Raw genomic sequence first — 25,598 nt, 5'->3', positions numbered from 1 at the left:
GTGTTTACGCTGTATTATCAATATATATGTACATTGTTTCAAATTTTGAATTAAAGTCATTACAAATATTCGTAATATTATCATATAGTTGATGCTATATGGCTGTTGACAATACATTGGCTGTATTTTCTCATTGTAGGCGCAGGCCGAGACTCCCAAGTCGGCCATCACACAATGGATGAATATGTTGAGCACACCACTTCCTGCGATCTCGGCGCGGAAATCCCGCCGATATGCCATTGCTTCGAGTCTTGATCGTGAAGCGCTGGAAGCGACGTCTCTGGGCGAGCTGACCACATTTGTCGAAGGAGATGGCAAGCGCCTTCGTTTGGCAAATACATTTCCGCTTATCGCGATTGCTGCTTCGCAAGAAGGTGAGAACGAGTTGCAGACGATTCTGCAGCAGGTTTATCGTCTGAGCACCATTCCAGAACTTCCTGTTGTGCGGATCGATGATGCGACGCCAGAAACTGTGCCATTGCTGGTAACGCAATTGCTTGAGAGTAGTCTAGATCGTCTCGTCGGCCATGTCAGCAAGGTTCACACCGAGCTTGCGATGTTGCGTCGCGAGCGTGAGACCATGTTTGAAAATTATCGCGCCATCGAAGATGCATTTCACGCTCGCAACTGGGATTCTTCAACGGAGATCTTCAGCCATGCGCCTCTGGTCGATCCGAAGGATGAAGGCTTTGCGCGCCTGCTGCGCGAATCAGAGATCGAGCAGCTTTTCCCGGTGTCGAGCTACGCCGTTTCTGGTTTTGCCCTGCATTTCCGCGATCTGCCCGCCAATCGCAACGGCCAGCTAATCGTGACACTGGACTATCTTGAAAACGGTGAAGGAATTGCCGAATGGCTGGTGCCTTACGGCGCGCTGCATTCGGAATGGAACTTCTTCTCCTTGCCGAAAGCATGTGACGGTAGCCATCGTACGTTGCGGTTGCGCATCTCCGCAACGGGCGGCGTTCCCCCTGAACTGTCGCTCGGTAACGTGATAGCCAACGAGCGCTATGCAGCACGAGCGCGGATTCCGCATGCCGATCTCGATATGCGTCCGCTGGCACTGCGAATTTTCACGGGCCTGCCGGGCGTGCGTCCGGCCTCGCTACCGAACGCCATCGTACCGACTTCGCTGATTGACGGCCGCAAGGTCGATGATTATCGCCTGCCGATCGAGTTGTTGCGCAATGTAGCCAACGTTTCCGTCACCCCACTGACGCCTGATTTCCCAACCGTTCGCTTTCTGGAGCACGAGGATGCCATCGGCTGCCACCCCCTTGAGGAGGGCATCACTGCGGCGGCGATCCGCCGTGTGGTTGCGCCGGGCACCGTGCGGGTTTCTGCGCGGGCCGTGATTGACCATCCCGAAGGTCAACCCTGCGCAGTGGGGCTATTACTGGTCAATCTTGCATCGGATGTGAAGCAAGAAATCGAAGCGATTTCCAGTCTCGACCGCCGCCGTCAGCAGGTGCTGTTCAGTGGTTGGTCTGAAGTCGCGCCCAATCGCCCGATCGACATCAACTTCATACTTGAAGAGCCGATCGGTCGCACGATGGATCTCGTTGTCCTGAGTAAGGCAGCCGCAGACTCTGTGGATTTTTCCTGGCTCAAAGTCTTCAACTTCCGGCTGGTCAAGCACATTGAGGTACAGCCCGTTCAGGAACTAGCCAAAGAGGCCGCGAATGTACGATAGGTCCAAGGATTTGATCGTTGTCGCCATGCCGCTTTATGGACATGCAGCGCTCGCGCTTGAAGCACTGGAAACCGTGCTGGCATCGGAAACGGTGTTTCGAACACAGATTGTCGTCTCCGTTGACGGTGATCCACGTCGCGAGGTCTTTGACAGCCTGACGCTTTATGCGGCAGCGCACCCCAATATTCATGTCATCTTCGGTGAGAATGCTGGTCCCGGCGGTGCACGCAATCGCGCGGTCGATTATATTCTGCAAGAGATGCCGGAGGTGAAGGCTGTCTATTTCGTGGACGCCGATAACCGCGTGCAGCCACAGACAATCGACACACTTTACCGTAAGCTTCTCGCAAGCAATGCAGGCTGGGTTTACACCAATATCGACACATTCTCGGTCAACTGGCGCGCGCATTATGGCGATACGTATTCGCGGCTTATCCACTGCATCACAGACAATATCTGCGATACCGGCTCAATGATTTCAGCGGAAGTTTTCCGCAGCGGTGTGCGCTTTGACGATGACCGGCAGAATGGCTTTGAAGACTGGGAGTTTTGGCTCTCGGCCATTGAAGCGGGTTTTGTCGGAGCACCTTGCCACGATACCGGCTTTGAATATCGTCTGCGGGCTGAGAGCCGCTTCAAGGAAGCCAATCGCGACCGTTCCGGCTCGATCAATTTTCTGCGCAAGCGGCATAAGGCATTGTTTCGTCGCCCGACACTTGTGGGCTTCGAGCATGAGGAATGTCCGCGCTATGGCGTGATCCGCGCAGGCGAGGGGACGGTCAGCCTTTTCACCGACCTCAGCCTTGGCACGACCGATCTTAAGTTTGATGATGCCATCCGCGCATTCTGGGGCAGCGTTTCCGAACCGGACAATTTTCATTTTCCGCCGTTTCTGGCCTCGTCCAATACCGAGACGTTGAAGCTTCTGGCGCGTTCGCGACTGCTGCCCAATATCCTGTCTCGGCTTGAAAAGCTGGCCGAACAGGCCAACATCATTTTCGTGGAGCTGACCAATGTTGAAGACGAGCGGCGCATCGATACCGAAATCATGCCGTCGGGTACCCGTCAGCCTCATGCCGATCTGATCTTTATTTCGACCCGGCTTCTCCGCGAAATCATCGAAAATGACGCGCTCGATTGGTTCGCCTCGCTCGGCACCCAGCAATTGTGGCCGACTTCCGCGCGCATGAAAGTACGCTTCCCGTTCCCGCGGGTCCGCCAGCGCCGGGCGCTTTCGCGACCAGAGCAGTCGATGCTTAATCTGGTGACCTCGATTGCAACAAGCCCGTTGAAGCAGAGCGCGGCCATGCGCTGGACATGGCGTCCGCGTCGTCTGCCGGCCCTGTCTGAAATGTATCAAGTGCTGCGCAATGAAATGGGTGGCGGACCGGTTCTGCCGCTTGCACATAATGCGACGCGAAAGAAGACGGCCGCAGTGCTGGTTCCCAATGCCTCTTTCGGAGGGGCTGAAAAGGTTGCTTATGCAGCCGGGCGCGAGTTGAAGAATCAGGGTTTTGAAACCCACCTCTTTGTTCTCGGCAATGAGCGCATGGATGTGCTCGACGAGTTCGACCAGTCTTTCGACTATTTGCATTTCTGGAAGGACGGCATTCCGGCTTGGGGCGACACAAACCGCTTCCTTGGTCAGGATTTCATAACTGAAGATCACCCACTCGATTGGAGTATTCTGCGTGGCCAGCTTTCCGGCTTCGATCTGGTGGTGAACAATCACGTCATGGCAGCGCACCCTCTGATGGGCAAGCTGCGTTCGGAGGGCACACGCACGGCTTGTTATCTGCATGTGGTTGACGAGACCCTCTTCCGCAGGCAGGCGGGCCAACCTTATGCCGCGATTGCCTTTGAGCATGCCTATGATGCTTTTCTCACCTGTTCGGATCAGCTTAAAATCTATCTGCACAGTTTCGGCGTACCTTACGAAAAGGTGTTCTCCGTTCCCAACGGTGCCAGTTTTTCAATCGATACAAAACTGCGTGCACAGGTTACAGCCGCCCGTAAACAGGTACGCAAAGGCGAGCCGATCCGGATGCTCTATATGGGGCGTCTCGACCGGCAGAAGGGGATCGACCGCCTGCACGACGCCATCGTTAAGCTCAAAGAACAGGGCATTGCATTCGAGGCGCAAGCGATTGGTGGTGAGATCCTCTCCGACGATCCAAGTGCGTCGTGGATGACCCGCCTTAAGGATGTAGGGGTGAAAGTTTCTCCTCCAGTCTTTGATGGCAGGGATATTGCGAACCATCTCGCCTGGGCCGATGTGCTGTTGATGCCGTCGCGTTGGGAGGGGGCACCGTTGATGATTGCCGAAGCACAGCAGCTTGGCTGCGTGCCGGTTGCGACGGCGGTTGGCGCTGTTGATGAGCTGATCAACCATGGCCGCGACGGCATTCTCATTCGCAATGGCAACGACGCGCAGATTGTCGCCGATATGACGCGCATCCTCACCATACTTGCACAGGATCGCGAAGCCCTGATGCGCACTGCAGAAGGCGCGCTCGCTTCTGCGGCAAACCGTACCTGGAGTGCGGCATTCTCCGAATTTACCGATTGGGCCAATGAAATAAGCCCGGTCTATCCGAAATCCCGGTCCTCCCAGCCGGAAGTTGCAGACGATGCCAGCACGATTGCCATTCTCCCCGGCCGTGCAGTTGCCTGATTATACCAGAAAGGTCGACCTATGAGCCGCCCAACCAATCTAAGAATCCTCGTCACCGGCATTCCGAGCCATCTGACGCGTCTCATCCAGCGCGCGGACAAGGCGCAGGTCCATTACTCGGAAAAGCAACGAGATTCAGAATCCAGGGATAATTTTATTCAGGAGCTGAAAAACATCTCCAATACCGGCAATTATCTGATCGGTGAGGGGGCCATGACGGCACTTCTGCCATCAGCCAAACATATTCCGTTCTGGCATCTCTATAATTGTGTGAACAATGGAACGGGTATGGAGGAGATCAATAAAGAGTTCGATATTTGCGTCTTCACCTGCGCAAACCTACTGCGCAAGGGGCTGTCGGCGGATGCGGAAGCACTTGTTCTGTCCAAACTCGACATGCCGGTGGTGATGCTCGGAATCGGTATCCAGAACCGTCCCGATATCGAGGGCGAAGACGGTCTGCCTGCCGGCACGAAGAAGCTTCTCGATGTGCTTAAATCCCGTGAACACTATTTCCTTACACGTGGTGAAAATGCAGCCGGCTATCTCCGCGATCAGGGCTTTTCCTATGTTCGTCCGGTCGGCTGCCCGTCGCTTTATTTCCGTCCCGATAACATGCGCAAGGCCATCAGCCGCTTGCCGGATGTTAAGGTGGGTGAGGGCCGTACCGTATTCACCGGTTATATGGGTGCAGAACTTGAAACCATCGGCGACATGAATGCGCTGAGTTCGGATGACGGTCGTTCAGCCTATGTGGTTCAGGATGAGCTGTTGCATTTCGATATGCAGCTTGAATCCGATGCCAATGGCCGCGCCTATGATTCCACCACTGGCGAACTCGTTGGCCCGCTGACCTATAAGGGGGCGGATGATCTCAAGAAGAAGATCAGCGTTCACGCCTTCCTCGACACCAATCAATGGCGTGCCTGGTGCTCGACCATGGATTTCTCGTTTGGTCGCCGATTCCACGGTAATATCATCTCCATGCAGGCAGGCGTGCCAAGCCTGATGGTCGCAGTTGATGACCGGATGCGTGAAATGCTCAATTTCTCCGGTCTGCCAAAGATCGATGCTCGCGATCTCAACGCGGCCAATGATCGGCGTGCCTTCGTGAGCGATCATATTGCGGCGATGAACATCCCCGACGTGATCGAAAAATATTCGGACCGCGAACGCAACTTCCGTAGCACTCTTTCAGAAATCGGCATCGGATAACTCCCAATCCAAACCGGTCTGAAGCAGGCTTCAGATTCTTGTTGTTCGCATGTCTTTGTCCCGAAACCGGTTCCCACTTTTGGGAGACATGCCTTAACTCCAGCGAAGATGGATCACCATGCGCATAATGATCACCGGCATTCCGTCCTATTTGATGCGGACCGTCGAAAGCGTTTCCGGTGCGAGTGTTAAACACCGCCCCTATTTCGAGCCCATCCGCACAAAGAAGGATGTGATCGACCAGGTCAAAAAAATTGCCAATACCGGCAACTACCTCATTGGTGAGGGCGCTGCGAACGCCGTGCGCGGCCATGACGTGACCTATGTTCCGTTCTGGCATCTTGCCAATAGCCTCAACTCGCCGGACACCTATGCGAAGCTCAATGAAAGCTTCGATCTTTGCCTGTTTGCTTCAGCCAATCTCTTACGTCCGGGCTATGCGGCAACGACGGAATCCTTCGTCTTTGAAAAGCTGAACATGCCGATTGTGGTCATGGGCATTGGCATTCAGAAGAAGGAGAATCTGAAAGCGGAATTGCCGGAAGGCACGCGTAGATTCCTTGAAATTCTGCGCCGCAAGGAAAGTTTCTTCCTGACGCGCGGCCATTTCACGGAAGAGTTCCTGAAAGATGCAGGCATGAAATATGTCCGCCCGACGGGCTGTCCTTCGCTCTATTATGCGCCGGATCAGATGAAGCGTTCTTTGGCTCGTCTCGCTGATCCAAGCCTTGCGGATGCGCAGAAAATCTCCTTCGGCGGCTATCTGGGCAGTGTTGCGGATACGATTGTCGATGCCCATGCGCTGCTCGAAAAAGACAGCGTTGCAAGCTATGTCCTTCAGGACGAAGTCATCGTCTATAATATGAACATGGCGGGGGAAGATCATTCCGAAGCCTATGATCAGGCCGCAAGTCGCATTACCGCGCCTGTCGATTACAAGCATATGGAAAAATGGCAGCGCAAAAACGAACTGCTGGTGTTTTTCGATACGCATAAATGGCGCAGTTGGATTTCCAGCCAGGATTTCGGTCTGAGCCGCCGTTTCCACGGCACAATCATCGGCATGCAGTCGGGGGTTCCGGGACTGATGATCGCCGTTGATGATCGCATGCGCGAAATGCTGGGCTTTGTCGGATTTCCGCATATTGAGGCGAGCGTCTGGAACCGCGAGCCACAGAAAAAGGCCTATCTGCGCGACTTCCTTTCCAAGATCGATGTGCCTGCGGCCATCACTCGCTATTCGGAATGCGAGGCCAATTTCAACGGCGCGCTGAAGGATATCGGTATCCGATGACGAGAACCGGCAAGAGGATCAGGGGCAAGAAACGGGCAATGGCAGCCTTGCTTGCCGCTGCCTTGCTTGCCACTACGCCTGTTGGTGTCCTTGCAGATACGCGCTTTGGCGTCAACCGGGTCAATATGGCTTGGCTTAAGCCGGCAGAGCGCGAACTGATTTTCGATCAGATGGTTGAGAACGGTGTGGTGGCGGTTCGGCTGTCGCTTACGCGACCGCTCGATCAAAGTATCGACGCCGTGCGCCTCGCACATGAAAAAGGCCTGGCTGTCCTGCTCGAAATCTCGCTCAACAACGCAGATTTCTATCCGGAAGGGACAAAACCTCGATCCGGACGTGGGCGCATCTGGGATATGTATCGGCTTTCCGACATATCTCCCGAGCGTTTTCAGCAGGCGGTCGCAGATGCCTTGCAGAAGATTGATGCGTTGGGTGTGCCGTTGGTCGCAGTTGAACCCGGCAACGAGATCAACTGGGGTGCATATAATGGTGATATTGCCATCCTACCCAAGGAAAAGATGAAGACTGCACGCTCTTTAAGCGAGATGGAGGAGCTCCCTCTGGTCGAAAAGGGTGCAGAAAAATATATCGAACTTTTGCGTATAGCCCGGGCAGAGTTAGCGAAAACCAAACAAAGCGCCAACGCTAAGGTCGTATCGGCAGGTTTGTCCGATATCCCTTTTATCGATGCCGACCGGCGCGGAATAGATACTGTCGACCCTGCAGCCTTTACCGATCTTCTCAAGAAATATGGTCTTGATGACGTTGCTGACGGTTACGGCATTCACATCTATCCGGGCAGCAGTGGCACGCGAGCTGCACGGGCGAAGCACATCAGCAATGCGCTTTCTTTTTGCGGTGGCGCGGATGGCAAACCATGTTGGATTACGGAATGGGGCTTTGCCAATACGTCGAAGGCCTGCCCGGCCAATGACAATAATCGCGAACAACTGGTCGCGAAGGCACGTGATCGCTTTAGACAGATGATGGATAGCGGCCAGATCGCAGCAGCTTATTATTTTGATTGGGATGCAAGCACTTACGGTGTCTGGCGTTGCGGGTCGCTGACGCCAGCCGGTAAGGCTGCAACGGTGACGAAATGAAACTCAAGACTGTAATTATTGGCGGATCCAACACTGTCATGCTGCCCGGCTATCTGCCGACGCTTCTGTCGACGATGGCGAAACGCGGGGTGGAGTTAGATGTCGTTGCTGATCTTGCAGTGGGAGGAACGACCAGCGCGCTTGGCCTTTATCAGCTCAAGCAGTTTGAACAGCTCGAAGAGTGCGAGCTGCTGCTGATCGAATATGCGATCAATGACGCCTTCGTTTATGGTGATGAACGGCGACCGTTTCGCCATTGGGCAAGGTTTTACGAAGGGATCATTCGTTACGCGCTTGAGCGCAATCCGAATTTGCGGATTGCGACGCTCGTATTTGGCGCGCGCAATGGCTCGTTTCTGAATTCTGTTCCTTCCATTGATGCAGGCATCAACTACATCTCGCAATGGTATGGCACTATTTCAGCCGATGTCTCGCGAATGCTTATGCAGCAATATGGTCGCGATGTTGTAAGCAATCCTGCTTTCTATCTTGATCAGGGGCACTATGCGCGGCCTGTTTCGACAACTATCGTTGCGAACTTGATCGCCGATGTTCTCGAACCGGCCCTGTCGGTTCCGCATCGTCCAAAGGCGCTGCCATTTGCTATTGATCCAGACCATTTCGCCAATGCGCGTGCCTTGAGTGGTGAGCAACTTTGCAAACGGCTGGGACGCGTGCCTGTGCAATATAGCAATCGCCGCTTTTCGATCTCGGCGCTCGATCTTGGCTCAGACAGAATGCGCTTTGAGGTTGAAAACGGGCAACTGCTGGCGCTTGGCTATGTCTGCGATCCTCGCATTCCACCGCTCGATGTAGCGATGGGCGGGGAGGTGCATCGCGCCGCAATGATGAAGGGAGGCGTACGCGATGGAACATACAAGTTCCTCGTTTCGATGCTGAGTTTCGAGTTTCTTTACGGCACTAAATTGCTGGAAGCCCGTGGGAATGTGGCGCTTACCCTTTCCAGTGCCGAAGAGGGTTTGGAACACAAGCTGCATGTTCCCAAAGACAGTGCCAGCCATGAGGTACTGCCTGCGGAAGCGGTGCTTCCGATAACCGGCATTCTGTTCTCCGGCAATTTGAAAATCATGTCGCTGGAGAAGAAAACCGCAGCAAACGTGGTTCTATCGGAAGCTGCCCAATAGGCCGCTATTCTACAAAAATGTTGACGCTGGTAGCTCGTCCGGCAGAGTCAACCACGGTCAATGTTGAATAGCCGGTTCCGTCCGGCTGCCAGTTGGCTGTTCGCCGTCGCTCAAGCTCGGCAATTGGTTTGCCATTGGCAAGCCAGCGAAACGGTGCGCGCCCGCCCTGTAATTTAAGCACCAACGGCGATGCATTGTCGGTCAGGGCTTTCAGTTCGACATGCGCGCCATCAGGTGGAAACACGATGCGCGGTGCTGGCTCAATCGTGGCTTTGAGAACCGGCAGTGGATCGCGTGCAGACGAAAAACGTATCTGCGTCACAGGAAGATCGGCGCGTGCTGTCCGAAATGCGCCAGCAGGCGCACGCGGCAGCGGCACTGACGCAACGCCTGAACGCACAAAGGCTTCAAACAGAATGGGCGCTGCCGAAACATAACCGGCAAGGCCCGGCACCGAGCCACCATCGGCTCGCCCGACCCAGACACCCAGCACATAACGCCCGTCATAACCGACCGACCAAGCATCACGATATCCATAGGACGTGCCGGTCTTGTAAGCGAGGCCGAGGCGTTTCGCGCCTTGCGGCGGCACGACACCGGCCAGAATATTCCCAATCTGCCACGATGCCTGCTCGCTCAAAATAGGAGCTGACGGCTGCACAGGCTCTGAGCCTTCGGTGCCGTCACGAAGGGCAGCTCCTCGCCCGCCATTGGCAAGCCCGGTATAAAGCTGCACCAGATCGCGCAGGCTGATGCCCGCGCCACCAAGGCCGATAGCCAGCCCAGGCGCTTCACCTTTCGGCAATTGCAAATTGACCGCCGCCTGTCGAATTCGCGTGGTGAGCCGTGCAGGACCAATTGCATCGAGCAGGCTGATGGTCGGCACATTCAGCGACATTTGCAGCGCCTGACGGATGCTGACATCGCCCTGATAGCTCATATCGAAATTGTGCGGACGATAGCCTGCAAAATCCTGCGGGCGGTCCTCGATGATGGTTTCCTGCGCAACCAGTCCCTGCTCGAAGGCCAGCCCATAGATGAAGGGCTTGAGCGTGGAACCCGGCGAGCGCACGGCACGGGTCATATCGATCCACCCCTGCCGCTTGCCGTCGAAATAATCAGCGGAGCCAACCTCACCTAAGATATTGCCGTTGCGACTGTCGGCCAACACCATGGCGACCGATACTTTTGGCCCAAGCTTGGCAGCAGCTTCGCGTGCCACAACTTCAAGCCCAGCCTGCACCGACTTCTTAAGCGTCAGCTGATGCCGGGCCTCGGTCGGTGCCTGTTTCAAAGCGAGATCGGCAAAGTGAGCGGCCAATGAAGGCAAGGGATGACGCGTAGCGGATATGCGCTCACGCGATGCACGCTCGGCTTCTTCGCTTGTGAAAACATCAGACGAAACCATGCGTTTTAGAACGCGATCCCGCGCGGCAACCGCGTTCTCCATCTCGCGATCCGGGCGGCGACGCTCCGGCAATTGCGGCAGAGCCACAAGCAATGCCGCTTCCGATATGGTGAGGCGCAGTGGCTCCTTGCCAAAATAGGCTAGTGATGCCGACCGTACGCCTTCCAGATTGCCGCCATAGGGCGCGAGTGTTAGATAACGTTCGAGAATTTCAGATTTGCTCAGCCGTCGCTCTATTTGGACTGCACGCGCCAGCTGCCGGAACTTGGAGCCGAAGCTGCGGCTTTCGCGCGGCTCGATCAGCCGGGCAAGCTGCATGGAAAGTGTGGAGCCGCCCGAAACAATACGGCGGCTCCCTGCAAGCTGATACGCGGCCCGAAGAAGCGCCGTGAAATCAATGCCGCCATGATCGTAGAAACGCTTGTCCTCATAGGCGATCAGCATTTTCACGAATTTCGGATCGACATCTTCGATGCGGGTATTCAAACGCCAATAGCCGTCCGGCGTTGCATAGGCACGCAGCAAAGCGCCGTCGCGATCCATAACTTCGGTGGAAATGGTCAGCCGTTCCGGCAAAGGCGGAGGATAGGCGCGGTCGAGCCAGTCAAGCCCGACCACGGTTCCGAGTGCAGCGATGCCGAGAAACGCGGCACCCCCAATCGCTATTTTCCAACGCCTTTTCATTTGTTTAGCCATGATCTTGCCCGAAAACCGGCTCCCACTTTTCGGGATCATGGCTTACGGTGCAGCCACCTCCATCATGCTTGTCGCCGTGCGCGCTGCAAATTGCGGACGATACATGTCCTCAACCGTTGCCGCCGGATGGGTGTAAAGACCCGGCGTCACCGCACGCACCACATAAGCCAGTGTGATCGGCTTCTTCTCGCCTGCAGAGCGATCGAAAGCGGCCACAAAACGATCATTGCGGAATTCGAGATGCGCTGCCTGTGTGCTTTCAAGCCAAGGGAAATTGCCAAGATCGGCACTAGAAACAAGGCCCGGATTGTCGATCTCGAAACCAGCTGGCAGCAGATCGGTCACAAGCAGACGCGACTGCCATTCCTGCAGATCGTCGATTTTCAGAACAACAACATAGCGCTCATTCTGATTGACCCCGGTGACATTGGCCGGCTCGCCATCAAGCGTATAATAAGTGCGCTCGATGTTGAAACCTTCTCCACCCGCAGGCAGCGACTGAGCAGGTGCTGCAACAGCCGTGACGACCGCATCAACCGAACCCTGACCCTTGTTGGTGACGACCAGCGGCTGTGTTTCAAGGGCTGCACCATTGAGACGCTCGGAGAACGCGCCCTGATGCACTGTGCCATTGATGTCGAGGCTGATTGCGCCATTGTCATCCTGAAGCCCGCGTGCTGCAAGCAGCATCCACGCCTGATCCTGCGTGCTGAGATAACGTGCCTTTTCGCGCTGGAACTCGACCAGCATAATCAGCGACGGCAGCACTTTCGGCGCAGGCTTGGTTTCCGAAGCAAGAGCCAGCATTGCCGCGCCATCACGCAGCGGCGAACCATAATCGGAGCGATTATAGTCGTAGCTGGACTGGCTGGTTGCGAGCTGGAGCGACGCATTGAACACGCGTTCAGAGCGCGGCTGATCACCATAAAGGGCAAGTGCTGCACCGAGCTGGGCAATGGCCATCGGGCTTGCAAAGTTTTCAAGCTGGGTATCGGCAAAGTAACGCAGATCGCCAACAGAAGCCTTCTTGTTGCGTGCCAGAACATAGAGCGCATAGGCAATGTCGTTGCCGCGTTCCTTGACGTCGGTGGTATAGCCGAGCGCATTTTGCAGATTAGAAAGTGCGGACAGCATCGCCTGCCGCGGCACGTCATAGCCCTTTTCGCGGGCACGCGTCAGGAAGTCGGTCACATAGGCGTCCATCCAGAGATCACCCGATCCCGGCGACCAGAGGCCAAACGAACCACTCGAAGACTGGTTGTTGAGCACGCGGAAGATGGAGTCCTGTACGCGCTTTTTAAGTTCTTCCTGACTTTCCAGACCCGCTGCCGCTTCCGTACCTGCAGCCATTTCGCTCAAATAAAGTAGCGGCAGTGCGCGGCTGGTGGTCTGCTCTGTGCAGCCATAAGGATAGCGGTCGAGCGCCATCAACAAAGCTGGCACATCAAATGCCGCACTTCGCGTCACGCCAACGCTGACAAAAGCACCATCAAGCAGGCTTTCAGACAGAAGGCCGCTATCGACTCTCACACTTCCGCCATTGGCCGTGAGATTGACGACATGGCGGCTCGTGACCGGCAGATCGACCGGACGCACCGGCAATGCCAAAGCCTGTTCAACATTGAGACCTGCATCGTTGGAAAGCCGGATCGTCACACCACCGGCACCCGTTGCCACAGCATTGAGCGGAACGGTGATCGACTGTCGTTTGCCACCTTTAAGCGCGATGCTTTCAGGATAGGAGCCAACCTCGACACCGAGATTATCGGTGGTCTCAAGGCTCACACGATAATCGCCGTCTGGTGCATCCGTATTGGCAATATCGAAGCGGATATTGGCCTGATCGCCAGGGGCCATGAAGCGTGGCAGACCAGCGGTGATCACCACAGGATCGCGGATGATAACATCGGTCACCGCATGGCCAACAGCCTTCTTGGTCCATGCTACGACCATGACGCGCGCTGTGCCGTTGAACTGCGGTATGTCGAAAGTGATTGTTGCCTTACCGTCGCTGTCGAGTTCAACAGGGCCGGAGAACAGCGCAACCAGCTTTTCGGTGGGCGGGCGGCCTTCCGCTGCCATATTGCCACCATCGCCACCTGTGCGCAGCTTGCCGGTGACGCCGAGCGAACCGTCGATCAGGCGACCATACATATCGCGCATTTCAAGGCCCAGCTGACGCTGGCCGAAGAACCAGTTTTCAGGGTTCGGCGGCTGATAGCGTGTCAGATTAAGAATGCCGACATCGACCGCTGCCACCATGACATATGCCTGCTCGCCACCCGCATTTTCAACCGAAACCGGGATGGAAAGTGTGGAACGCGGCGTGATCTTTTCAGGCGGGGTCAGCTTGACAGCAAGCTGCTTGTCGGCAGGATCGACTTTCAGCCATTTAAGACCAATCGCACGCGCTGGCATACGGCTTTCAATAGCCTCACCCGGTCGGAACAGCGTTGCCGTAACATAGGCGCCCGCACCCCAATCCTCACCTACCGGAATATCGATGGTCGTGCCACCTTCCGGCACGCTTGCGGTGATTGTCTTGAGCAGCTTCTCCGCACCAATGGTGATGAGCAGCTCACCTGCAAAACGTGGGGACACTTTCAGTTCTGCCGTGTCACCTACCGCATAATGTTCCTTGTCGAGCGCGATTTCGAGCCCGTCCGGCGTTTCGGTCGAGGTTGAGCTGACAAACCAGCCTGCATCGAATTCATAGCTTGTGGCCGGGCCCGAAGCATCAGCTGTTTCGATTTCCAGACGGTAACGACCCCAATCGACCGGCAGACTGATTTCAGCCTCGCCATCGGTTGTAAGGTCAATCTTGCCGTTGGCAATCGCCTTGGTGAAAGTCACTGGTTCGTAGTTCCAGCTGTTGCCACTGCGATACCACTGATAATTACGCTCGATCTTGACCAGCGACCATTGTGCGCCATCAAGCGCCTTGCGATCACCCTTGCTGTCAGAGGCGATCAGGCTGAACTTTGCAGTTCCGCCCTGCGGAACTTCATCGCCAGCAAAATCCGGGCGAATGCCGATGAGATCGGTTTCCGGCTGAATGGCCACATCGATCTTACGCTCAACCGCACGACCACCGGTTTCGCGCATACGAACGGTCACGGCTGCATTTACGAGGCGCGTTGTTGACGGCATTTCATCGATTGTAACCGGGAAAGTCGCCTTGCCGTTGTCATCGACTTTTGACAGGCCATCGAGCGGCAGGCGCGTGGCTTCGCCCTGTTCTTCATCGGCGAGGCCGAAATAATAGCCCTTGAAGCGGTCCCACTGACGCTTGGTCGAAAGCGTGACTTCGCCTTCAAGCGCAAGACCGGCGGCAGGCGCACCATAGAGGAAACGACCGTCGACGGTGATATTGGCGGTTTCGCCAACAGCGATTTCCGGCTTGTCAGACGTCAGATCGAACTCGATCCGGTCCGGCACGAAATCTTCAACCAGGAACATCTGCGTGGCAATCGCTGGCTGCTTGGGATCGGTATAGACCGAAACATTCCAGGTGCCGCGCATGGCGTTCGACGGCAAGGTCAGGTCGATGGCATGACCACCGGCCAGTTTGCTGTCGGAAACAAGACGGCGATCTTCCACGCCATCGGGACGCGTGAAGATGAAGGTGAGCGGTAGATCATCAATTGCGGTTGCGGTGTCGTCACGCGCAAGCGCGCCTACATGCACAACTTCGCCCGCGCGGTAGATACCGCGCTCTGTCCATGCATAAAGATCAAGCGCTTTCGGCACGGCACGGCCCGTCACACCACGATCGGAAAGATCGAAACCGGCGCGCGCCATATCGAGGAATGTGAAATCCTCATCATGCTGACTTGCCATCAGCACCGCTGGCACCATGCCGTCTGTGCCGCGTGTCAGTCCCGGCGTAAACGTCGCCCGGCCATCGCTGTCGGTGGTCGCTTCGCCCAGCACTTCATTGTTGCGTGCAAGCAGCATCAGCTTCACGCCTTTAAGCGGCTCTGCGCTTTCCAGCGAACGGGCAAACACATTGATGCCGTCCTGTCCGGTATAAGTCGAAAGGCCGATGTCGGAAACGACAAACCACTGCGTTGCCTTGGTGCCATATTCATCATCGGACTTCTGAACCAGCGGCTCGGCGGTCAGCACATAAACGCCGGGTTTGCGTTCCGGCAGCGCTTCATCGACCGGGAAGCTGGTTGTCGCTTCCTTGTTCAGCTCATTGCCTGCAACCTCGATCTCACCTTCCCAGACAGGCGCCCCCATCTGTTCGGAAACCGTGCTGATGTCGTAGCTGTCGAGCTGGCGCAGGAACTGATAGCCGGAGAGAAGCTGTGCCAGCGAACGGTCGCCAACACGGTACAGCTTGACCTTGGCCGCATCGAGATTGACGCTAACCAGCGGAATGCCGCGACGTGCCTTGGCAGGCAGCACGAAGCTGTCGCCGGTAAAGCGCACGGATGGCGCACGATCCTGCACATAGATCGAAAGATTAACCGGGGCTGGCAGCACTTCACCCACAGCCGATGGCAGGCCCTGACGGAACGTCACCGTATAATTGCGGCCATGTTCCAGACCTTCGATACAGATCTGGCGATCCTTGGCCTCAACCGCCTGTGGTGAACCATTATCGAGCTTGACGAAGCTCGAATAGTCAACGCCGCTCTTGACCAGCTCTTCCGAGAACTGCGCGCAGATACGCGGAACGGCATTGTCGTTATCAACGGTGTTGTTGATGATGCGGAAGCCTTTGCGGGCTTTCAGATCTTCATAGGCTGCACGAACGGATGCGGAATTGACGAGATCAAGGCTCGCTTCATAGGCCTGCAAAGCCGGGCGCGATGCATCGCGCTTTTCGAGTGCCTGCGCCATGACGGCAAGCGCTTGCGCACGCTCGTCCTTGGTGCGTGAAGTCTGGTAGGCAAACCACGAGGCCGACGTCGCATCGCGCTGAAATTTTGCGCGTTCCTGACCATTGGATGGCTCGGTAGCAATTACTGAAAGCGCATATCCGGCCCAGATGTCGCTTTCGTCCGACGAAATGCCTGCCGCTAACCGAAACTTTTCCATCGCCGTGCGCGGATCGCCATTGAGAGCAGCAGTGGCGGCTTCGCTTTTCAACGTGCTCAGCCCATCAGCGCTGTCAGGTGAGGTGAGCTCCTTTTTCAGGCGACGGGCTTCGTCAATCAGATTGGCGGCAAAGAAAGAGATCGAAGGCGGGGTACCAATATCTTCAGCTTCGCGGGCAGCAGCAGACTGCGTCACAACCTTGCCGGCAATGGAACCGACAGAATGGTTGAGGGTGTTGAAATCCGACTTGAGAAAACACCATTTTACCTTCGGATTATAAGTGAAGGCCCCGCAAGCATTGTCACCGAGGCAGGTGCTTTTGCATTGGTCAAGCGAGACATTCTTTTCTGTGCGCAAGTCGAAACCGAAGTAATCACTATCTTTGGTGATCTCTATTCGTCGGGTTTCGGCGGCTTGTGTGCTATGCGGACCTGCCGACAGGCAGACGGCGACTGCAAAGGCCCAGAAAAGCCAGTTAAAACCAATACGCATTTGCATCCCCTCACGACGACCGGTGCCCTTTCCAATTCTATTAGAAAGGCGAATAGAAACCGGTTCATGTGAAGCCTCACCGCGACAAACTGTCAAGGCGAATAGCGGATATCTAATACTATCAGGATAAACTTAGGGAAAAGTACGCTCTGCGAGATACATGCGTCGCAGAGCGTATCCGGTGTTTCAGATGATACCACCATTGGCACGCACTGTCTGGCCATTCACCCAGGCGCCATCCGGTCCAGCCAGGAATGCGACCACACCGGCAATATCTTCCGGCGTGCCCAAACGCTCGAGCGGGCTCATCTTAGCCATGCGTGCGACCAGTTCTTCGGACTTGCCATTCAGAAAGAGATCGGTGGCGGTGGGGCCGGGCGCAACCGCATTGACGGTGATGTTTCGACCGCGCATTTCCTTGGCCATGATTGCTGTCAGCGTTTCAACTGCAGCCTTAGTTGCGGCGTAGATACCGTAATTTTCCAGTTTCAAGCCGACGACAGTGGTGGAAAAATTGATGATACGTCCATTGTCAGGAAGGCGTTTGCCAGCCTCCCGCATGGTATTGAAGGTCCCCTTGAGGTTGACGGAAACGAGATTGTCGAAATCAGCATCTTCAGTTGCGGTAATAGGTGACAGGGCCATAATGCCGGCATTGTTGACGAGGACATCCACGCTGCCAAAAGCGGATTCGGCAGCATCGAACATTCTCTTTACTGCGGCAGGGTCCGCGACATCTGCCTGTATTGCACGTGCAATGCCGCTCGAAGCCTCGATCTTGCTAACCACCGCATCGGCAAGAGCGGCGTTACCTGCATAGTTGACGATAACGGTAAAGCCGTCCTGGCCCAGTCTTTCGGCAATGGCCGCGCCGATACCACGCGATGCTCCCGTGACGATGGCAACTCTGTTTTTCATATCGGACATTGTCTGCTCCATTTGGTCAGTCAGATTTTTTATAACCGACAGAATGATCGCACTTTTCCGGGGGCGTTTAATCGGGCATGATTTGTTATTATTATCCGGAAATAGCGAACAATCAGATGGACAGGTTTGACGCGATGCGGGTGTTCACCCGCGTATTGGAACGACGCAGTTTCACTCTGGCTGCTGAAGACCTGGGGATTCCGCGTTCGACAGTCACGGACGCGATCAAACAGCTTGAAAAGCGATTGGGCGTACGGCTGTTCCTCCGAACCACTCGCCACGTCAATCCAACGCTTGACGGCCAGGCCTATTATCAACGCTGCATAAAAATTCTCGCCGATGTCGAAGACGCGGAGGGTGGATTTTCTGGAGCAATACCCAGGGGCCTGCTGCGCGTGGATGTGCAGGGCACGCTTGCGCGCCATTTTTTGCTGCCGGAACTGCCAGCCTTTTTGGAAAAATATCCAGAGATTGAATTTTATATGACCGAAGGGGACCGGTTCGTCGATCCGGTTCGGGAAGGCATTGATTGCGTATTGCGGGTCGGCACATTGCAGGACAGCGATATGATAGCAAGACGCGTTACAACACTCGATGAGGTCACCGTCGCGTCTCCTTCCTATATGGCGCAATTTGGAGAACCCGGACATCCAGACCAACTGGCTGATGGCCATCGGATGGTTGGGTTTCGAGCCAGCGGCAGTACGGCGCGCATGCCACTGGAGTTCACGATCGACGGCATGCTGAAAACGGTCATGATACCGGCCTTAGTTTCAGTCAATGCCGCTGAAAGTTACACAGCGGCGGCCTGTCTAGGGCTCGGCATTATCCAGATACCCCGTTACCATGCGATGAGGCATGTCGCTGATGGAAAATTGGTGCAGATACTCGCCGCCTATCCACCAAGCTCATCACCCGTATCTGTTGTATATCCGCGTGATCGCCAACTGTCTCCGCGCGTCAGGGTATTCATTGACTGGCTTGTAGCAATATTCGTCCTTCCGGATGAACATGATCGTTAATCCATCATTAATAATCCGGAACAAAGCGGCTGTTTACGTGTTAGAATAGAACATGCAGAGATGCAGAACGCACATCGCTACGCACCGTGGGAGGGAGGGCAGAGATGAGCAACATTCTATTCTGGACCGCTTTGGTGATCGTGCCCGTGCTTTTGGGCACAGCCTATGCCTATCTACAATCCATCCGACACAGGGACGATTTCTGAGCATAGGTATGGTTTCGTAGAAGCTGCTCGCACAGCTATGCGAGTGGTGGCGCGCGTTCGAATTCCCGCGGTTTCAGACGCATTCGCCCGCGTCAGGATAGTTCCATCGCATAGAATTTTGTATCGACTGCCATGATGGGAAAACTTTCCGGGAGGTCTGTGCGGGCTATTTCGCAGAAACCGTTCTTCTCATAAAATCTATGAGCGCCCAGAAACCTGTCAGTCGTTCCAAGCGATATCTTGGCAACGGATTGTTCGCGTGCATGTGAAATGAGCGCAGCAAGCAGCTTCTGCGCTATACCGAACCGGGGACCACGATAAGGTTCGGCAACAAACATTTTTCGCAAAGCTGCTTGACCTTTCCCGATATCCTTGAGGCCTATGGTGCCGATGATGCGGCCATCGAGTTCTGCTACCCAGAATTCACCGTTTCCCTGACGATAAAAGCCATCCACGTCTCGCAGGTCCGGTTGATCTCCTGCGGTGATAGGGATGTCGAACTCGTGTTGTTGTATAGGCAGAATTACCTTAAAAACACCTTCCGCGTCATCTGTCTGGAACGGTCGAATTCTGATCAGGTCCATTTTGCTCGCCATATTACTACCACCCAACTCGCCAACGAATCTGCGGTGATTTTATGCTTCAATCAATCTGCTTCTTCGGTTTTGGGTCAAGAGGAGCTTAAGCACTGCCAGTAGGCAGGTTTCTCTGAGATAAAGTTAATATTTTCCCCATTTTGAAATCTGCGATGCGTAGCAACCATTGTTTGATTTTATAAGGACTATTCAATCTTTGATTGTAAAAACCATACATGCAAGCATCCCCCTATTCACGGGAATTGGAGCGATTTTCTTAATAAAATTCGTGGCTTATGCATTAAAATATATCTAAATCTGATTTACTCAACAGGAGTGGACATCATATTGGGTCAGTCGATGGGTTTGCTTTGTTTTCTTGGTTATCTTTCTTTTAACAGAAGTAGTTTCAGTTTTTGTCTGATATTTTGCGTTGCCTAATGGAAGAAAATGCCCTTCTATTGTTGCGAGTAACGTATCGCAGGTAGCTGAGGGGTTTCAATGCATCGCCGCAACACCGGTCTGTGCGCGTTCCATTTTTTATCCAGTACAGCGGTGATATCGCTGGGCGCGGTTTTGCTGCACAGCACTCCGGCCGCTGCCGCATGTTCGTTTTCGCCGACACTTGGCGACGATACATTCATTTGTAATAGTGGCACGTCACCCGGCGGCCTTACGGACCTCAATGGTAACAATACGTTGCTTTTGCCGACCGGAGGAACGGGAATCCTGAATGGAAATGTTACCTTCGGCTCCGGTGTAGATCGAGTGGAGGTCCATTCCGGTTCGATTGTGGGTAGTGTCAATCAGGGCGACGGTCTTAATAGTTTTCTCATCTCGGGTGGAAGCGTTACAGGCAATGTTCGTCAGGGAAACGATATAGACGAGTTCCAGATAACGGGCGGCGAGATTGGCTCGCTTAATCAGGGCAATGGTTACGACCGTTTTTTCATGTCGGGCGGGCGGATCGTCGATGCGTTTGATGACGGCGATTATGCTGTCATGACGGATGGCCGTATTGGGCGCGTCAATCTCAAGCTCGACAATAATTATTTCAACATGTCTGGCGGAACGATTGACCGTAACCTGATCGCCGGGCTCGGCAACGATACGGTTATCGTTTCGGGGGGGATGATTGGCGGCAATGTAAGCATCAGTAGCGGAACCGATAGTGTAACGATGACGGGTGGCACGGTTGCGGGCGATGTTCTGCTCGGCTTCGGTCATGACCAGTTCTCATGGAATGGCGGTGGCATAATCTATGGGAAGATCGACCTCGGCCCAGATAACGATACTGCTGTTTTTGCCAATCTGACGGATGCCAATATAGGCGCGACCAAACAGCTTACCGGTGGTGAGGGGAGTGATGTCCTCACATTCAGCAATGTAAAAACCGGAAACGTCGCCCGTTTCGATAGCTGGGAGACAATCAACCTTACCAATGACACGCGGCTCGTATTCGACAATGCTCTTACACTCGGCGATGCTGGAACCCGAACGGGAACGCTCAGTATCGATGCAACGAGTACTGTTTATGGTGGTGCCACAAAGAGCGGTGTGAATCCCTTCACTGCTGGTCAGTTAGCCAATGTTTTCAACGCTGGGCGTATTGATCTCACCAACGATGGGATGAGTACCGCCGACGCATTTACGATCAAGGGCAACTATGTCGGGCAGAACGGCCTTTTGTTTGTCGATACTGTTCTCGGTTCCGATAATTCGCCTTCTGATAAACTCGTGATCGATACAGGTGTTGCATCAGGCAGCACCAGTATTGCTGTGACGAATGTTGGTGGGGTAGGTGCCGCAACGAATGCGGACGGTATCATGGTCGTGGAGGCGCTGAATGGTGGCTCCACCAGTCAGAATGCGTTCTCGCTGAATGGTCGTGCGGCAGCCGGTGCTTACGAGTATTTTCTGTTCAGGGGTGGTGTATCGGCGAACACGACCGAGAACTGGTATCTGAGATCCACGTTGGTGCGCGGAAGCGAGCCACCCGCTGCGACGGATGGAACCGCTGTCGCGCCGGAAGAGCCAGAAGCAACCGCGCCGCCACCTGCGCTTGAACAACCGCCAGCGGTGTTGCCCGTCGACCCCAATGAAGGAAATCCCGACGATACATCAACTCCTGTAACTGAAGAATCTCCCGCGCCTGACGCACCTCCGCCCCCAGTGTCGGCTGAAGCACCCAACCCTCCTGACAACACAACGGGGCAGCAACGGGATGTTGCACTTCCCTTTGATGGCGCAGTTCCGCCTTCGCCGGGAGCGACGCGGGTGAAGGGCGACGTTATACCGCTCTATCGTGTGGAAGTGCCGGTTTATTCGGCTTTGCCACCTGTCGCGCATCATCTGGCTCTCTCCACTCTGGGCACCTTCCATGAACGTCGCGGTGAACAAGATTTGCTAGAAGCCGCCGGATACCTGCCTTCAAGCTGGGCCAGAGTTTTCGGACAAGACATCGACATGAAATGGAAAGGTACGGTCGCTCCAGGGCTTGACGGAAAGCTCTTTGGTATTCAGGCTGGACAGGATATTCTGGGCCGCGAAACCGATGGCGGACATTTTGACCGGTTTGGTCTATTCTTCGGTTATGCCCGTGCTGCTGGCGACGTCACCGGGCAAGCGCTGGGATGGAACGATCTCGCTGTCGGTGATCTGGAAGTTACAGGTACGAGTTTCGGCGGATATTGGACTCATGTCGGGCCGCAAGGCTGGTATCTCGACGCCATACTTATGGGAACCTGGTTCGGTGGAGATGCGACCTCGAATGAAGGTCAGAGTATCGATCTCCACGGGCATGGGGTTACGGCTTCGCTTGAAGGCGGGTATCCTATCGCTCTGAGCGAAAGCTGGACACTGGAGCCGCAGGCGCAGTTGATCTGGCAGCGTCTCTCGCTTGACGATCAGGCTGATCGATATTCTTCGGTATCGTTTGATACAGACGATGCGTGGACTGGACGTATCGGGTTCAGACTGCAGGGCAAACAGGATACAACGGTCGGAAAACTACGGCCATATCTGAAAGCCAATCTCTGGCAGAACTTTTCATCAGACCAGTCCGTGCGTTTTGCCACCGATCCGATTGTAACCGACCTCAAAGGCACTTCGCTAGAACTGGGGGGCGGGCTGACTTTAGATATTACCGAGAAAGCCAGTCTGTTTGCGACAGCGGACTACACGACCAATCTTGGTGGCGAGCGCAGCCGGATATGGGAAGGTAATTTGGGGCTGAACATAAAATGGTAAAGACAATGGCTGTCGAAACTGATCGCCAATTACAGAGGAGGGAACAACGGTAATGGGTAGACGCGCATATGAAAAGCTCGCGAGAATCTGTGCATCCCTGAACACGTCCGAGCAGGAGCTGGCCCACTCTCTCGGTATTTCGCGAGTTGCGCTGAAAGCGATTGATCGCACGGACGCGCCTCTTTATCTGCGGCTGGCGCTGGCTGCTTTGGTATCGGAAATGGACCCGGATAAAGTGCTGAATTCCAAGCGCGGGAGTTCAGAAATGGAAAGGCCTCTTCACCTCTTGTCGGCAAGATAATGGTCTGGATTCATAGGTTTCAAAGGTGTTGATTGTGGCAAAATCTTTCGCCTTACTGCTTTTGATTGGACTGTTTTGTTATCCGCAGTTGGCTGCCGCGTCCTGTACGCGAGCAGCCGGTGCAGCGGATCTGATGACGCAACGCCAACTTTCAGCGCTGCGTGCGATGGAACGTAGTCGTGGTTGTAAGGGAGACGATGGACGTGGAGGTTTCTTCAATCCGTGTCGTGACCTTGCGCAACGCATTGCCGAAATCCAGCGGCAGCTTTCATCCAGTTCGCTTTCTTCTCGGTCATGCGCTGAACAACCGGCAGCCAGTCAAACTACAAAAGTGAAACTTGATCGACCGAAAGCCTTGTCCGTTGCCACGAACAATAAACCATGGGTACCTAACGGTATCAAAGGTGCTTTGACTTATTGTGTACGCCTGTCGGATGGCTATCTGTTTCCGGCCCCGCATTCGCAATTTCAGAAATCCGACAATGTGACAGAAGCAATGGCGCAATGTCGCTTCATTTGTCAGGGCGAGAATGTCGATCTTTATATTTTGAGCGATCCGAATGGTGAGACTGCGGATATGGTCTCAGTTTCCAGCGGCAGGCCCTATATCGAGTTGCCCACGGCCTTTAACTATCAGGGTGGCAGTGATTTCAGGAAATGCGACTGGGCCGGTTATGTCGGCAAGATTAGCGAGTTACGCGCTAGTAACAGAGGGGGTCGCGCGTTCAAGAACGTCGTTGTTCCGATGCCGGATACACGCCCCGCCCGCAATGAGGATGCCAGTGTTTCGACAACCTCTTTTGCGCCCATAACTGACCGCAATGTACGTGTTGTCGGTCCAGCCTTCATTTTCGATGAAGGTGAAGGGCACACGAAACTCCCTATACACTGAGGATGCTGCACTCCATCATCCCAAGGTCAATTAGAATGAGACGTGTCGCGATTGAGACTGAGCTGCTTGCTTTCAGTCTGTAACCTCCTTCGAGCGGGTGTTTTCAATATATGCCCGGGAACTATCGATCATTGCATTGTTTGAAATCTGTCAGTGTTGTTCGACCTGGAGGAGGTAGACATGAGCAGGAACCGTGGCGTCGTTTATTTGCGACCCGGCAAAGTCGAAGTGCGCGATATTGAAGACCCAGCGTTAGCGGCACCGGACGGGCGGAAGCTGGGGCACGCCGTTATACTAAAGGTAATTTCGACCAATATTTGCGGCTCGGACCAGCATATGGTTCGCGGACGCACCACAGCAATGCCGGGCCTTGTACTTGGACATGAGATCACAGGTGAAATCATCGAAAAGGGTAGCGATGTCGAGATGCTCGATGTGGGCGACATCGTATCGGTGCCGTTCAATGTCGCTTGCGGACGCTGCCGCTGCTGTAAAACACAAGACACAGGCGTTTGCCTGACGGTTAATCCATCACGTGCCGGCGGTGCTTACGGATATGTTGATATGGGTGGCTGGATTGGCGGACAGGCCCGCTATGTTATGGTTCCCTATGCCGATTTCAATCTGCTGAAGTTTCCTGATCGGGAGCAGGCGATGGAAAAAATCCGCGACCTGACCATGCTGTCCGACATTTTGCCGACTGGCTTTCACGGTGCAGTCAAGGCTGGCGTCGGGGTCGGTTCGGTTGTATATGTGGCGGGCGCAGGGCCGGTCGGTCTTGCCGCGGCAGCATCCGCACGTATTCTGGGTGCTGCAGTCGTCATGATCGGTGATTTCAATAAAGAGCGCCTCGATCATGCGCGGAAGGTGGGCTTCGAGCCTATCGACCTTTCGGCAGGTGATCGTCTAGGTGACATGATTGCAGAGGTCACAGGAAGCAATGAAGTCGATAGCGCTATCGATGCTGTCGGTTTCGAGGCGCGGGGCCATAGCGGTGGCGAGCAACCAGCGGTCGTGCTGAACCAGATGATGGAGATAACCCGCCCGGCTGGTGCTATCGGCATTCCGGGACTCTACGTCACCGAGGATCCAGGTGCGGTCGATAATGCTGCGAAACAAGGCAGTCTGTCACTTCGTTTCGGTCTTGGCTGGGCAAAGGCGCAGTCATTCCATACAGGCCAGACACCAGTGCTGAAGTATAATCGCCAGTTGATGCAGGCTATTCTCCATGGGCGTCTGAACATCGCGGAAGTTGTTAACGCTCAGGTCATTTCGCTTGAGGACGCGGCGAAAGGCTATGAGAGTTTCGATCAGGGCGCCGCGAAAAAGTTCGTTCTCGATCCGCATGGTTTGGTGAGTAAGGCAGCCTGATCCAAACGTATTCTGAATTATGTAAGAAGGGCATCCCTATGGGTGCCCTTTTTGTTGGCATATAGTTGCGATCTGTAACGTTACAGATTCAAAGAAAATCGATACTCGTTAATCAATTTCTATGGAGATGAAGTGTAAGAAAGCACATTTACATAAAAAATCAAAACTCCAGAAAAATTAGTTAATTCAATGAATTATCTTGTATCGATCTACTAAATCGGTGATGTCGAGAATTAAGGGCTTGCAAGAAAAACCATTTAGAATACCATACCTGTAACGTTTCAGATTT

15 protein-coding genes are annotated in these 25,598 nt (G+C 54.6%); 11 read left to right on the top strand and 4 right to left on the bottom strand.

Annotation, left to right across the window (positions count from 1 at the left end):
- Positions 1 to 184: 184 nt before the first annotated feature.
- The 6 genes from ACYSN1_RS16240 to ACYSN1_RS16215 all read left to right on the top strand — a co-directional run bounded on the left by ACYSN1_RS16240 (position 185) and on the right by ACYSN1_RS16215 (position 9,121).
- Positions 185 to 1,690: a DUF6212 domain-containing protein gene (locus tag ACYSN1_RS16240; protein ID WP_461726633.1), complete on the top strand. Its 1,506-nt coding sequence runs from the start codon at positions 185 to 187 to the stop codon at positions 1,688 to 1,690.
- A complete protein-coding gene (locus ACYSN1_RS16235; protein WP_461726632.1) occupies positions 1,680 to 4,364 on the top strand; it encodes a glycosyltransferase in 2,685 nt (894 codons plus the stop codon). The genes ACYSN1_RS16240 and ACYSN1_RS16235 overlap by 11 nt, the downstream gene beginning before the upstream one ends.
- A 21-nt stretch (positions 4,365 to 4,385) precedes the next feature.
- On the top strand, positions 4,386 to 5,579 hold the full coding sequence (locus ACYSN1_RS16230) for a polysaccharide pyruvyl transferase family protein (RefSeq protein ID WP_461726631.1): 1,194 nt from the start codon (positions 4,386 to 4,388) through the stop codon (positions 5,577 to 5,579).
- Positions 5,580 to 5,697: 118 nt separating this feature from the next.
- The gene (locus tag ACYSN1_RS16225; protein WP_461726630.1) at positions 5,698 to 6,873 is read left to right on the top strand and encodes a polysaccharide pyruvyl transferase family protein; all 1,176 of its coding nucleotides are present in this window, start codon (positions 5,698 to 5,700) and stop codon (positions 6,871 to 6,873) included.
- Complete coding sequence (locus ACYSN1_RS16220) at positions 6,870 to 7,976, top strand: glycoside hydrolase (RefSeq protein ID WP_461726629.1); 1,107 nt, start codon at positions 6,870 to 6,872, stop codon at positions 7,974 to 7,976. Before ACYSN1_RS16225 ends, ACYSN1_RS16220 begins: the two co-directional genes overlap by 4 nt.
- Positions 7,973 to 9,121 carry an SGNH/GDSL hydrolase family protein gene (locus ACYSN1_RS16215; protein WP_461726628.1) on the top strand — a complete coding sequence of 383 codons (1,149 nt, stop codon included), beginning with the start codon at positions 7,973 to 7,975 and terminating at the stop codon, positions 9,119 to 9,121. Before ACYSN1_RS16220 ends, ACYSN1_RS16215 begins: the two co-directional genes overlap by 4 nt.
- A 4-nt stretch (positions 9,122 to 9,125) precedes the next feature.
- Here ACYSN1_RS16215 and pbpC read toward each other — a convergent pair whose 3' ends face one another.
- The 3 genes from pbpC to ACYSN1_RS16200 all read right to left on the bottom strand — a co-directional run bounded on the left by pbpC (position 9,126) and on the right by ACYSN1_RS16200 (position 17,693).
- Positions 9,126 to 11,213 (bottom strand): penicillin-binding protein 1C, encoded by a 2,088-nt coding sequence (pbpC, locus tag ACYSN1_RS16210; RefSeq protein ID WP_461726627.1) that lies wholly within the window; start codon positions 11,211 to 11,213, stop codon positions 9,126 to 9,128.
- A 54-nt stretch (positions 11,214 to 11,267) separates the two neighbouring features.
- Entirely contained in the window at positions 11,268 to 16,772 is a 5,505-nt protein-coding gene (locus tag ACYSN1_RS16205; protein WP_461726626.1) for an alpha-2-macroglobulin family protein, read from the bottom strand.
- 180 nt (positions 16,773 to 16,952) lie between these two features.
- A complete protein-coding gene (locus tag ACYSN1_RS16200) occupies positions 16,953 to 17,693 on the bottom strand; it encodes an SDR family oxidoreductase (protein WP_461726625.1) in 741 nt (246 codons plus the stop codon).
- Positions 17,694 to 17,809: 116 nt separating this feature from the next.
- On the opposite strand from ACYSN1_RS16200, the gene ACYSN1_RS16195 reads away from it, so the two are divergent.
- A complete protein-coding gene (locus ACYSN1_RS16195) occupies positions 17,810 to 18,715 on the top strand; it encodes a LysR family transcriptional regulator (protein WP_461726624.1) in 906 nt (301 codons plus the stop codon).
- Positions 18,716 to 19,013: 298 nt separating this feature from the next.
- Here ACYSN1_RS16195 and ACYSN1_RS16190 read toward each other — a convergent pair whose 3' ends face one another.
- Positions 19,014 to 19,505 carry a GNAT family N-acetyltransferase gene (locus ACYSN1_RS16190; RefSeq protein WP_461726623.1) on the bottom strand — a complete coding sequence of 164 codons (492 nt, stop codon included), beginning with the start codon at positions 19,503 to 19,505 and terminating at the stop codon, positions 19,014 to 19,016.
- Positions 19,506 to 19,997: 492 nt separating this feature from the next.
- On the opposite strand from ACYSN1_RS16190, the gene ACYSN1_RS16185 reads away from it, so the two are divergent.
- The 4 genes from ACYSN1_RS16185 to fdhA all read left to right on the top strand — a co-directional run bounded on the left by ACYSN1_RS16185 (position 19,998) and on the right by fdhA (position 25,309).
- On the top strand, positions 19,998 to 22,745 hold the full coding sequence (locus ACYSN1_RS16185) for an autotransporter family protein (protein ID WP_461726622.1): 2,748 nt from the start codon (positions 19,998 to 20,000) through the stop codon (positions 22,743 to 22,745).
- A gap of 52 nt (positions 22,746 to 22,797) precedes the next feature.
- Complete coding sequence (locus tag ACYSN1_RS16180) at positions 22,798 to 23,046, top strand: hypothetical protein (protein WP_461726621.1); 249 nt, start codon at positions 22,798 to 22,800, stop codon at positions 23,044 to 23,046.
- Positions 23,047 to 23,080: 34 nt separating this feature from the next.
- A complete protein-coding gene (locus ACYSN1_RS16175) occupies positions 23,081 to 23,938 on the top strand; it encodes a DUF2865 domain-containing protein (RefSeq protein WP_461726620.1) in 858 nt (285 codons plus the stop codon).
- Positions 23,939 to 24,118: 180 nt separating this feature from the next.
- A complete protein-coding gene (gene fdhA, locus ACYSN1_RS16170; protein WP_461726619.1) occupies positions 24,119 to 25,309 on the top strand; it encodes a formaldehyde dehydrogenase, glutathione-independent in 1,191 nt (396 codons plus the stop codon).
- The last annotated feature ends 289 nt before the right edge of the window (positions 25,310 to 25,598 follow it).

The sequence above is a fragment of the Brucella sp. LJL56 genome, assembly GCF_054871705.1.
This window is presented reverse-complemented; position numbering and strand designations above follow the sequence as displayed.